A 12,368-nucleotide genomic window follows, 5' to 3' on the forward strand; every position below is an offset into this window, starting at 1 on the left:
TCTTTGTCAAAACCTATTTATTTTATAGTAAAAGCATACCGCAAAAGATATTAATGCGCATTCTGTTTCTTATAGTTCTTCTACTCCTGGCTATTGTTTCTCTTTTTACAGGAGTCAAAGAGATTTCTCTTTCTGAGATCTTCCATCTGTCGGAAGATCAGCTGCTGGTCTTTACGATCAGCAGAATACCACGTACAGCGGCACTGATACTGGCCGGAGGAGGTCTCAGTATTGTCGGATTTATTATGCAGCAGATTACACAAAACAAATTTGTGTCACCAACTACGGCAGGTTCTCTGGAAGCTGCAAAAATGGGTATCCTTTTCAGTTTACTACTCATCCCACAGGAATCACTGGTGTATAAAATGCTCTTTGCTTTGTGCTTTACCTTTGCTGCAAGTATGCTGTTCATGGCTATGGTAAGGCGTATTCGCTTCCGGAGTACGGTATTCATTCCGCTGATTGGTATTCTATTCGGAAATATTCTGGGAGCAATCTCTACATTTTTTGCCTATAAGCACAATATTGTCCAAAATGTACAGGGATGGTTGATGGGCGATTTTTCCGCAGTTCTTCAGGGACAATATGAAACTATCTACATTATTTTGCCTGCCTTGTTGATCAGTTATGTCTATGCAGACCGCTTTACTATTGCAGGAATGGGTGAGAGTTTTTCAAAAAACCTCGGACTCCCCCATCTGACAGTTGTCAACCTGGGGTTATTTGTAGTTTCAGTTACTGTGAGTGTCACTATTGTCACCGTAGGTGCTATACCCTTTTTAGGGCTTATCATTCCTAATATTGTCAGTATGATATATGGCGACAATCTCCGCAAAAATCTGCCTTATACGGCATTGATAGGTGCTATTTTTCTTTTAGTATGCGATATACTGGGCAGAGTTCTTATATATCCCTACGAAATCCCCATCGGACTGATGGTCGGAATTACTGGGGGAATTATCTTCTTTTTACTGATCCTAAAACGCAACAGATGAAACAACAGTCTCGTATATGGATCATGCTGGCCCTGTTCGCCGTACTTATCGTCTTATTTCTTTTCTACGATACGGGTCGCAATATAGATTATGTATTGCCCAGGCGTGCCATCCGTCTGGCTACCATCATTGTAGTCGGAATCAGCGTAGCTTATTCATCGATGATCTTTCAGACGATTACCAACAATAAGATACTCACTCCTTCTATTATGGGATATGAATCGATCTTTATCCTTTTCCAGACCATCATTGTATTTGTCTATGGGGATAAGACTTTTCAGGTCATTTCACAAACGGATAATTTCTTCTATGCAATCTTGTTGATGTTATTTTTTTCATGGGTGATGTACATGCTGATCTTTGGAAAAGGTAAGCGCAATATATATCATCTGCTGCTGATCGGACTGATACTGGGGACACTGTTTCAGACCCTCAGTCAGTTTATGCAGATTGTCATAGATCCCAATGAATTCTCAGTGATAGAGGGCTATATGTTTGTTTCGTTCAATAAGATGAACAGCAGTCTGCTGCTGATTGCTTCAGTAGTCCTGCTTGGAACACTGCTATGGGCGCAACGCTATGTTAAATATCTGGATGTCATCGCATTGGGAAGAGAGCATGCTGTTAATCTGGGACTGGATTACAATAGACTGATCAAACGGTATATGCTGATTATTTCCCTTCTGGTATCCGTTTCTACAGCCCTTGTCGGACCGGTAACCTTTCTGGGAATTCTGGTTACGAATCTTACCTACGAACTGATTCCGTCTTCCAGACATAAGGTTATGATCTGGATATGTGGTCTCATAGCTTGTATTGCATTACTTGCAGGACAATTTATAGTTGAACATGTCTTTAATTTCTCAACGACAGTAAGTATTGTCATCAACTTCGCCGGTGGAGTCTATTTCATGTACTTAATCTTAAAATCAAGAAAACGCTTATGATCAAATTTCAGGATATATCTAAACAATATGGAGATAAAGAAGTGTTGAAAAACATTTCTTCTACCATATCCCGGGGCAGGATTACCTCTCTTATTGGTCCGAACGGAGCTGGTAAAAGTACTTTGCTATCGATAATATGCCGTTTACTGAAGCAAGATAAGGGTATGGTAAGCTTGTTAGATAAGGACGTCACGCAGTACAAAAGTAATGATTTTGCCAAACACCTTTCGATTCTACGCCAATCAAATCATCTTGATCTCAAACTGACGGTACGGGATCTGGTCTCTTTCGGACGCTTTCCATATTCACAGGGAAGGCTCAATGCAGAGGATAAACAATATATCGATCAGGCACTTGCTTTTTCGGAACTGGAGCAACTTCAGGATGCGTACATAGATGAGTTGAGTGGCGGACAGCGTCAGCGTGCTTTTCTGTCTATGATTATTGCTCAGAATACAGAGTTTATTCTATTGGACGAGCCGCTTAATAATCTGGATATGAAACATGCTGTACAGGTGATGAAAACCTTACGCAGACTGGTTGATGAACTTGGTAAAACAGTGGTTATGGTCATTCATGAGATTAATTTTGCAGCGCAATACTCCGATCAGATTATTGCCATGAAAGACGGAGCTATTTATTACCATGAAGACACGGAGAAAGTCATTGATGCAAAAAGACTAAAGGAGATTTTTGACATTGAATTTGACATTATTGAAAATGGCGCTTCAAAAATCTGTAATTACTTCAATATCTGATTTTTAAAATTAAAATTTATTATTTACACATATAACATTTGACTAAATATGAACAAACTGATCAAAAATATAAGTTGTATTATACTTCTGGCTGTAGCAGCCAGCTGCAACAGTACTAAGAAAAATGACGGGGCAGCTACTGACTCCATCACTGTAGAACATAAACTCGGTAAAGCTCAGGTCGTCACTTCCCCCTCCCAGATTGTAGTATTTGATATCGGCGCATTAGAAACACTGGATCAACTGGGCATTCCTGTAGCCGGTGTTCCAAAAGATAATATACCGGACCATCTTATCAAATACAAAAATGATGAAGCAATAGCCAATGTGGGATCTGTGAAAGAACCTAACTACGAGAAAATCAATGCACTGAATCCGGATCTGATCCTGATTTCCAGTCGACAGGAAAAGTTTTATGATGAATTGAATAAGATAGCTCCTACTGTTTTTGTCGGTGTAGATGATAAAGACTACATGGCATCTTTCCGAAAAAATACACTTCTGATCGGGCAACTGGTTGGAAAGGAGGCAGAAGCCAAAACTAAACTGGATGCTATTGAGGAAAAATTAAAAGCGGCTCAGGGTCAGCTAAAAGGAGATGATCACAAGGCTTTGATTATCCTGCACAACAATGGTCGTTTCAGTGCTTATGGTAAAGGTTCCCGTTTTGGTTTTATCCATGATGTACTAGGTGTAAAGCCGGCTCAGGAACAGTTGGAAGTGGCTATACATGGTCAAAAGATTTCCAATGAATTTATAGCGGAGACCAATCCTGATTATCTTTTTATCATAGACCGTAATGCAGTGGTTGCCGGTAAAGCCGGTAATAAAAGTGAAATTGAAAATAAACTGATCCAACAAACAAATGCCTACAAAAACGGCAAACTTATCTATCTCAATCCACAAATCTGGTATCTTTCAGGAGGTGGTATTACCTCTACGGATATGATGATAGACGAAATCATAAAAGCATTAAAATAATACCCATATGGAACAGACAGCTATAGCAAGACATGTATTCCATGTCAGTAAAAAAGAATTTATAACACCTCATTATATACGGGTTACTCTTCAGGGAGATGGTGCGACAGACTTTGCGGCATGTACTATCGGATCTAATAATAAGATTTTTATACCTCCGGCGGGGAGCAAGGAAGTTGCTTTCCCTGTATTCGATGCTGAAAAAGGAGCCTGGGTAAATCCGGCAGACAATGAAAAGCCTATTGTCAGAACCTATACACATCGTGGTATAGATGTAGCGAATAAAGAGATCCTGATTGACTTTGTCAACCACGGGGACAATGGTCCTGCTTCCTCCTGGGCTCTTCATGCTCAGGAAGGAGATGCTTTGGGCGTAGCTATGAAACTTCGTAAAAGTCCATTGTATCCTGCTGCAGACTGGTATTTTTTGATCGGAGATGCCACAGCTATCCCGGTGCTGGCCAGTATTCTGGAAAGCCTACCACCGGAAGCAAAAGGACATTGTATTCTGGAAGTTTCCTCTCCTACAGATATACAACCTCAACTCGGACATGCCGGATTTACGATCCAATGGATATTCAACGGTCATCCCGAGTCCGGAAGTAGCCTGGCTGAAGAAGTACTGAAAGTATCTATACCGGACGAAGGCTCACACTTTGCATATGTAGCCTGTGAATACAACTCCGTCAAGGCATTACGCACCTATTTCCGGGAAGAACTGAACTGGAGCAATCAGGAACTTTATGCATTTTCGTACTGGAAGGCCGGTGTAGCGGAAGATCAGTCTGCTCAGGACCGCAGACAGGAAAAAGAAAAGTAAATAAAAGAGCAGCATTAAGTTGTGGATTAAAGATAAAACCTTCCTCTGCCCTTCGCAGAAGCGTTGTGATAACTCTTTTCACCTTCACAAGAAGAGAGATGCCCGAAGGGCAGAGAGGTTAATCATACAACTTCAGAACCTCTCCCTGAACCTCTCCTTAGAAATGAGAGGGAATTAGCTTCTCAGAACCGTTGTTATAACTCTTTTCACCTTCACAAGGAGAGAGATGCCCGAAGGGCAGAGAGGTTAATTATACAACTTCAAAACCTCTCCTTAGAAAGGAGAGGGAATTACCGATTGGCTAATTCATATATACGTTTGCGGGTATCAGTCTGATACCTGATGCCCATCAATCCCAGCGAACATAAAAGCTTTATTGTACTGTATATAGTAGCCAAAGCAATATCAAATTCATCTTTTAACCTGAGCCATATCTGTTCTACATCATCCACGATTTTGAGCTTACAGATCATCTGTATAATTATCTCACGCTGTCTGGTCAACTTATGTCCCGCTGCATGAACCGTTTCCAGTATTCTTTTGAACGTTACATAATAGTTTCTTTTGGCCGATAATTCCATAATTTAAATGCTGTCACTTTACGTTGAGATCTCCGATCTCTAAACTTTTGATTTCTATATACTGTCGGAAGAAAAAAGTCATCTCCAAAGAGATGACCTTTACTCAACCAACACACTTGCAGTATTATAAACTTCTTACGATTTTCATAACTGTATTTCCGTTTTCAACAGGCTCGCCTTTACGTCCGACTTGTTTATTTGTTACATACACAGTTCCATTACCGGCATTAATGCTGATGGTATTAGGCAAACCCTGTGTTTCAATACGTTCCAGTATTTTATACGTTTTCATATCCACAGCAACTACCTCTTTTTTATTACGGTTGGCTGCATACAGCACATCTTTATCCGCATCATATGCTATACCAATAGGAGAAGCATCATATCCCAGATAAACTTTATTAATGATTTTGCCTGTGCTGCTGTCTACGACGGTAATATTATTATCATTTGACTGACTCACAAAAATGCGGTTGCCACTCTTATCCAGTGTAATATTCAACGGGCAGTAAGACCAGGTCTGAAATTTAGATTCAAGTGCTCCGTTATCCGCATTATAGACCAGGATATTTCCTTCCATCGTCTCCGAATCCGTAGCATATACTTTGCCTTTTTCTGCATCGGTAGCCAATCCTAACAAAGAGCCACCCGGATATTCCATAAACGACTGTATGCTTTTGGAGTCCCCGTTTATCACCCATATAGACGGGTTACCGTGATCAGACACATACACTTTATTACGGGATTCATCTACCGTCAACTCTCTGATCTTAGACTTGCTGCGTTCATTCTTGATCAGCTTTACCTGTTTTGTTTTAAGATCTACAGCACTCACCGCACTCTGGAGCGAATGACCAACATACAAAGTCTGTGTCTTATTGTTCAGAGCGATACCAAAAGGCAGATTCTTACCCACATTGATGGAATCTACTACAACGAGATCCTGACCGTTAAGTACATAGATGTAATTGTCCACTTCTTTATTGAAGCCTGGTTTCGGACCGGCTACGTAAACCTGATCCAGACTCGGATTATAGACCAGCTGATAGACTTCACTGTCAATTTTTTGTTTTTTATCGATACGGAAAAGCGGAGTTTTTTCCTGGGCCTGAACGGCTACAGTGGCAAACAAAAGGCCACACACAACAAATATCTTTTTCATTTTATTAATAATTAGACTCAATATAAATAAGTAGCATAAGAAAGCGTTTACCGAAGGTCAGGATACAAAAAAAGGCGTACCGAATCCGGTACGCCCTGTTTCATAGGTACTAATATGTTACTTAGTCTGTACTTTGACAAATCCGGATACTGCCCCACCTACATTGACAGAGAAGGAACTGGTAGCCATATTATTAGCTGCATTATATTCATAGTATCCGTTTTCACCTGCTTTTGTTGCACCGCGAAGCAGAATTTTTCCATCTACTTCTACTGCAACCATAGCAGCTCCGGGATTTGTTCCGGTTGGCACTCCCGCTATGGCATTGAATTTACGGTCGCTTACATTCAGAGAATAAAATTTCCAGATATCTTCACTGTTAATATTACCGGTAGCTCCGCCGGTTAGTTTCTCCGTATTGAGTGTGAAGATAAGACGTCCGTCTTTAGCAAATACATTGGTAAATTTGCCATCATCTGCAGCTCTGAAATCACTGAATTTAAGTTCCCATGAGCTGTCAATATCTGTTTCAGCAGCTTTGATACGTACAATCTTGGATTTCCCTCCTACAGCTGTACGGCCTTGAGTAACGATATACAAATCGCCATTGGTATCAAAGTCATACATATGGTTTTCATTGATATATGCGATACTTCCTGTTTCCTTTATGGTAATGGTTTTTTCATATGTACCAGTAGCTATATCGACTACCGCCAGATAAACATCCGAATAGAAATCATCAAAAAATCCAACCTGACTTGCATCATTTTTAGCATAAGTAAGATTGACGTATAATTTACCAGCTTTTATGGCTAAGAATTTTTGTCCGGCAGCTCTGAATTTAATCAGCGCTTCGTCCTTCCCTCTTGCATTCACTGCTGCAGACAGGTCTATAGAACCTGTATTGACCATAGTTGCAGGATTGAACTTCTGTACTTTCAGAGGCTCTGCGGCATCCCAGTAATATCCGGCATTATCGTTCTGAATAACAAGATTGCCCGTTCCAAAATATTTTGCAGCTTCTGTCGGTATCTTGGAAGAGATAAACTTGCCTGCTGTGACTTTTCCATCTTTGCTGACCTCAATTTTTTCTATTCCACTTACATAGCCTGCAGTACTGAACATTTTGAAAATCATATTATTATGTACACGCCATCCGCCCATACCCTGCCCTTCCAGCGAATTGGCAGTGGCATTGGAGATAACTCCTGTGGGATAGGTCGCAAAAGAACTTATAAACCCGCCTTTATTGCCACTGACCCGATCGGCCAATGTGATCAGTACATACCTGGAAGAGGCTTCTTCTACCGGCGGTGTAGGGTTGTCATTTTTACTGCAGGCCGTTGTCCACAGACTCAAAACTCCCAATGCAATACATCCTATTAGATTCCGTTTTTTCATATCCTTGTATTTTATATTTTACGATTGTTTTAAATTCAATGTATAGGTCAGCTTGAGGTGGTAACTTCTACCTGCACGCTGGATTTTGTAATAATCAAAGAGTCTGGCATCTCCTATATTTTTCACTTCAGCTCCCACTGTAAGTCCGGTCCGGATAAGATGATAGGTAAATCCCCCCGACAACAGATGCTGATTAGGGACTATATTTGTAACCGGCACACCGGCAGTTCCGGACAATCCCAAAAAACCACCCGGTTCCAGATCGCGCGGGATATTGTTAAGGTAAAATTCGCGTATGAAGTTCCAGTTGAGATATGGTCTGAAGGTATCGCCATGCGTCCCCCATCCTTTGAAGTGTCCATAAAGCCCCACGTTTGAAAAGAAATAAGGGGTATTACGCAGTCTTGTACCTTCCATCCATTTGTAAAGCCCATCTTCTACATCTGCCATACGATTGTCCTGCCAGGAGGCATTTCCGGATATATGAAGCTGCCGGAAGAATCTGTATTCAGCATCGATATCAAAACCATAGCCTCTTACATTATCCAGATTCTGGTATTGTGCAAATGGTGCCTGAACCGGCACCAGCAGAATGAGTCCTTCAGTCTTTCGGTAAAAACCAGCCGCTTCTACAGACCAGTTTTCACGTCCATAGCGATAAGCCAGATTAATATTCAGACTTTTCTCCGGTTTCAGCTCAAAATTAGGAGCTCTTGTATCATTGTCACCGAAGATTTCAAAATCTCTCGGCAAACGATTCGCCCATTCCAGAGAAGAACGAACAAAGCTGTGGTCATTAATCTGATATTTGACTGCTTCGGATGCTCCCCAGTTATGTCCGCTGTAGGAAGTATAATCTTCCAGATTACTGCTATTGCTCAGAAAACCGTTAATGCCCTTTGTCCGGAAGTAAAAATGTTTGGCCGTCATCTGATTGGTAAGCCTGCCATCCATCCATTTCGATTCCCACATAAGGCCGGATATGATCTTATTGTAAACGGCTTCTTTGCTCAGAATGTCGATATCAGTTCCATTAAACCGCATACCGTATTTATCTTCTCCCGTTCGTTTGCTATAATTATATACAAAATTATATTCCAGCTTATTATGCTTATTTATATCAAATACTACATTAGTTCTGTTTATGATATTACGGAAGTTAATGTCTGACAATGCCGGCCTCGGACTTTCTCCAATACTATTGCCGGGAGTAAATGTACCGTACCAATCATAGGAGCCTTTTATCGTATCCACCCGGGCTCTGTTTATAAAACTTACAGATGCAAACTGATCGATTTTCAGCCGCTGGTCCATAAGACTTTTTGTATAACGCAGACCTGGCACCCACCCCTGATTGTAGACCATGACTGCACCATAAGGAATTGTCATAAGTGCAGGATGCTGTGAAGCACGGTCTATATCGTACCGTGCCAGAGAAAAGCGGAGTTCATCTGCCCAGCTTCGGTTTCGGACCCCTGCATAAGCTTCTACAAAATACTGTTTATAGTTGTTGTGAAATAAGGGTACACGTACAGGAACAAGATTGGCATTTTGGTCCACTACAGATACATCTACCTTGTAATCATTTCCGGAATTATTATAAAAGGCCTCAAACCCACCAAAAGTACGATTCTCCCTATCTGTCTTCATTGCTGATAAAGAAGCAATATGTGTCCCGAAAGAGGCGATCTCGTACGAGGCATCCACTTTTGTTCCGACAACTTTCTTACTGACAATATTGATCGCTCCTCCTAAAGCGTCTCCTCCCAGAGAGACCGGAACGACTCCCTTATATATCTCGACCCGATCCAACAGATTGACCGGAACATTGTTAAGTCCAAAACCTCCTCCAAGATATTCTAGTGGAATTCCATCTCTGAAATACTGTACTGAATTACTCTGAAATCCATTGATGGAAAGGTCGACTTCATTACCCAGCCCGCCGCTCTGTCTCACACGTATTCCGGGAGATCGGTTTATAAGTTCTGACAAAGTAGCCGGTTGCTCCTGAGCAGCTGTAGCATCCACCACTACAGCGCGTATGGCCTGCGTTTTACGCTGTTTTTTTTCTGTAAAACCATCAACTTTTACTTCAGTTAAAATTCGGTTATCTTTGGAAACAAACACATTAAATTCAAAGACATTCTTGTCTGAACTAAGTGCTAACTGTAATGTAGTATCCCGATATCCGACTGCTGATATCCGTAATATTGCTTTTCCGGCATTATTATTTTTAAAAACAAAGTTTCCCTTTTCATCTGTAGATACTGTACTTTGTCCTGTCAGAGACACAGTCGCTCCTACCTGTGGTTGCCGGTCTTCTTTATCCCTTACTGTCCCACTGACCATAATATCCTGTTGTGCTATCCCGGTAAAAGGTAGCAGTGAGAGATAACATATCAGTATTTTTCCGAGCCACCCGAATCCTGTCCGAAATGTCATTGTATTTATTTAGATTAAATTAAAATAAATACAAACCTAAGACTATTATGTCCAAATAGCAAGTGTAAATAAAATTTATTATAAGCCTATAAACCTTAATGCTGTAGTCACTGACTGTATGTAAGCTCATTTAAAAGGATATATATGGCTAAAAGTCAGATCATATGCTGTATTTGTGGCTATAACGTTTTCGTATTTCGCGCAAACGTTTGTGCTTCATTTGATCCTGGCATTTTGGTTAGATTTAGGCTAACTAACAAAATATAAATCATTTACAAACCAGTAAACTCATGATTATGAAAAACGTAAAGACACTCAGTTTGTCGCTCTCCCTGTGCCTTCTGAGTCTAACCTCCTGTAGTAAAAATTTCGGTCCTGAATCCAAAAAGGCAGATCTGGCTCCGGGATTAACAAAAGTTGCGCTGGCCAGTTCGGCCACCTATTTCAGCAATATTAAATATGAAAGTACAAGCAAATTCACGATCCGGCAATCTACCGAGTACGTCACAGACGGCAACCGCCTTCGTACTGCCCTATCCTACAGCGACTTTGATCCTACAGGATTAAAACCGATAGCTGGCACTGCTCTGCAGGTGCAGGTAACTTTTCATGGCGGCAGCACAGTCAAACCTGTATTGATTGTCGGTACGCCTGAACTGGATACCGAACAGACTTATACACTGAATGCCGGTCTGAATACCCTAAATCCTACTCTGATAAAAAACATGTATCTGCAATATGTCTCCGCAACTCCCAATACGAATGACAGTGTAACTGTCGAATTTATAAGCGGCTATACACAGGTCCCTTTGTTCAAACTGGGGCAGACTACAGCTGCTGAATGGGCAGATCAGCTCACAACCTTCAGCGATGCAGAATACGTCACGCTTACAGGACAAAAGAATTACATCCTTCTCACACGTAGTCGCTATAACAATTATACCAGTACAGATCCCAATACAGTGCTTGCTGCTGTAGACCTGATTATCAGTCGTGAAAATGAAATCAGCGGACTGGATAATAGCAGCACTTTACACAGAGAGCCTGACGGAAAAGTGTGTATAATTGAAAAAAACAGCGGCTATATGGATGCGACACATAAGGGTCTGGTAAGACTCACAGGTGCTGCTGCCTGGGATAAGGTATTCAAGGCTAAAAACATCGTGAGCGGATCCACGGTAGATCAATGGGGGCTCTGGCATGAAATAGGTCATTTACACCAGTTGTGGCCGATCACACCTTATACGGTACTGGGTGAAGCTGCACCTAATATTTACGCTTCCTACACCAAAAAGTATTACGAACCGACATACCGCTATGTATCCGGAACAAACTGGATGAATGCAAAAGTCTATCTTGCTCAACCTGATGCTGCTAAGAATCTGGCAGCAGCTGAGAATTACACCAAACTGATGATGTTTGAACAATTGATGCTGGCTTTCGGCGAAGACTTTATGAAGAACTTACATAAGATGGTCCGTGAAGAAATCGGCATAACCTATCCGTTGCCTAACAGAAATACGACTAACGTGGATGAAAGACTGGGAGCTCTGGCTTTCTATGCCTCAAAGACATCGGGTAAAAATCTGACTAATTTCTTCCAAAAATGGGGATTTAATCTTTCTTCGAGCCGAATTGCCCTGATCTCTGCCTTAAATCTTCCTGAACCGGCAACCGATGTGAGTCTTATCAACTCAGATGATGCTTTAATAGAAGGAGCCTATTACTCCCTGAATTCCAAATTAAATCAAAACACGGTATTGACAGTCAAAAATGGTGCTACTGCTAACGGAACAGTAATAGAATTAATGGATAATGCCACTCTTAATAATTCTAAACTATGGTTGGTTCGCAAAGCGAATGCTACGGAATATAATTTCAAAAGCAGGCTGGACACCAGCAAAGTAATGGCTGTAGCTGCAGCCGGCACAGCCAACGGGACACAAGTCCGTATATGGACGTATGATAACGGGCCTGCACAGCGTTGGACAGCCAATAGCAGAGGTACATCGACCTTTTCATTTACTCCTGCCTGCGCACCTTCTTCCCGACTGGATGTCAATGGCGGCAGTACGGCCAATGGTACAAAAATACAGATATGGGCCACCAGCAGCACAGATAAACAGGACTTTGTTCCCGTTATTCAGTTTTAGGGAATTACAAAAATAACCGGGGCTCAGAAAAAGGACTGCACTTCTATTTACGAACCCACCTTTATGACTATAAACAAAAAAGGGTGTGGAAATCCACACCCTTTAGCCTACTATATAAACTCAACAAT

General features: G+C 41.3%; 10 protein-coding genes. 6 read left to right on the forward strand and 4 right to left on the reverse strand.

Going from position 1 to position 12,368, the window contains the following annotated elements; all coding sequences use genetic code 11:
• The first annotated feature begins 53 nt into the window (after window positions 1-53).
• The 5 genes from I6J03_RS22270 to I6J03_RS22290 are packed head-to-tail and all read left to right on the forward strand — an operon-like array spanning window position 54 to window position 4,501.
• On the forward strand, window positions 54-995 hold the full coding sequence (locus I6J03_RS22270) for an ABC transporter permease (RefSeq protein WP_003006731.1): 942 nt from the start codon (window positions 54-56) through the stop codon (window positions 993-995).
• Entirely contained in the window at window positions 992-1,942 is a 951-nt protein-coding gene (locus I6J03_RS22275) for an iron chelate uptake ABC transporter family permease subunit (protein WP_003006734.1), read from the forward strand. The genes I6J03_RS22270 and I6J03_RS22275 overlap by 4 nt, the downstream gene beginning before the upstream one ends.
• Entirely contained in the window at window positions 1,939-2,700 is a 762-nt protein-coding gene (locus I6J03_RS22280) for an iron ABC transporter ATP-binding protein (protein WP_003006738.1), read from the forward strand. The genes I6J03_RS22275 and I6J03_RS22280 overlap by 4 nt, the downstream gene beginning before the upstream one ends.
• A gap of 48 nt (window positions 2,701-2,748) precedes the next feature.
• Window positions 2,749-3,681: a siderophore ABC transporter substrate-binding protein gene (locus I6J03_RS22285; protein WP_003006741.1), complete on the forward strand. Its 933-nt coding sequence runs from the start codon at window positions 2,749-2,751 to the stop codon at window positions 3,679-3,681.
• A 7-nt stretch (window positions 3,682-3,688) separates the two neighbouring features.
• On the forward strand, window positions 3,689-4,501 hold the full coding sequence (locus I6J03_RS22290; protein WP_003006743.1) for a siderophore-interacting protein: 813 nt from the start codon (window positions 3,689-3,691) through the stop codon (window positions 4,499-4,501).
• Between the two features lie 290 nt (window positions 4,502-4,791).
• On the opposite strand, the gene I6J03_RS22295 is transcribed toward I6J03_RS22290, so the two are convergent.
• From I6J03_RS22295 to I6J03_RS22310, 4 genes are all read right to left on the reverse strand, one after another.
• On the reverse strand, window positions 4,792-5,082 hold the full coding sequence (locus I6J03_RS22295) for a transcriptional repressor (protein WP_003006746.1): 291 nt from the start codon (window positions 5,080-5,082) through the stop codon (window positions 4,792-4,794).
• 124 nt (window positions 5,083-5,206) lie between these two features.
• Entirely contained in the window at window positions 5,207-6,244 is a 1,038-nt protein-coding gene (locus tag I6J03_RS22300) for a YncE family protein (protein WP_003006753.1), read from the reverse strand.
• A gap of 117 nt (window positions 6,245-6,361) precedes the next feature.
• Window positions 6,362-7,645: a hypothetical protein gene (locus I6J03_RS22305; RefSeq protein ID WP_003006756.1), complete on the reverse strand. Its 1,284-nt coding sequence runs from the start codon at window positions 7,643-7,645 to the stop codon at window positions 6,362-6,364.
• A gap of 18 nt (window positions 7,646-7,663) precedes the next feature.
• The gene (locus I6J03_RS22310; RefSeq protein ID WP_201694032.1) at window positions 7,664-10,087 is read right to left on the reverse strand and encodes a TonB-dependent receptor; all 2,424 of its coding nucleotides are present in this window, start codon (window positions 10,085-10,087) and stop codon (window positions 7,664-7,666) included.
• A gap of 296 nt (window positions 10,088-10,383) precedes the next feature.
• On the opposite strand from I6J03_RS22310, the gene I6J03_RS22315 reads away from it, so the two are divergent.
• Window positions 10,384-12,240, forward strand: a complete 1,857-nt coding sequence (locus I6J03_RS22315) for a M60 family metallopeptidase (RefSeq protein ID WP_232279692.1) — start codon at window positions 10,384-10,386, stop codon at window positions 12,238-12,240.
• Window positions 12,241-12,368 lie beyond the last annotated feature (128 nt).

The organism is Sphingobacterium spiritivorum, assembly GCF_016724845.1.
GTDB lineage: Bacteria > Bacteroidota > Bacteroidia > Sphingobacteriales > Sphingobacteriaceae > Sphingobacterium > Sphingobacterium spiritivorum_A.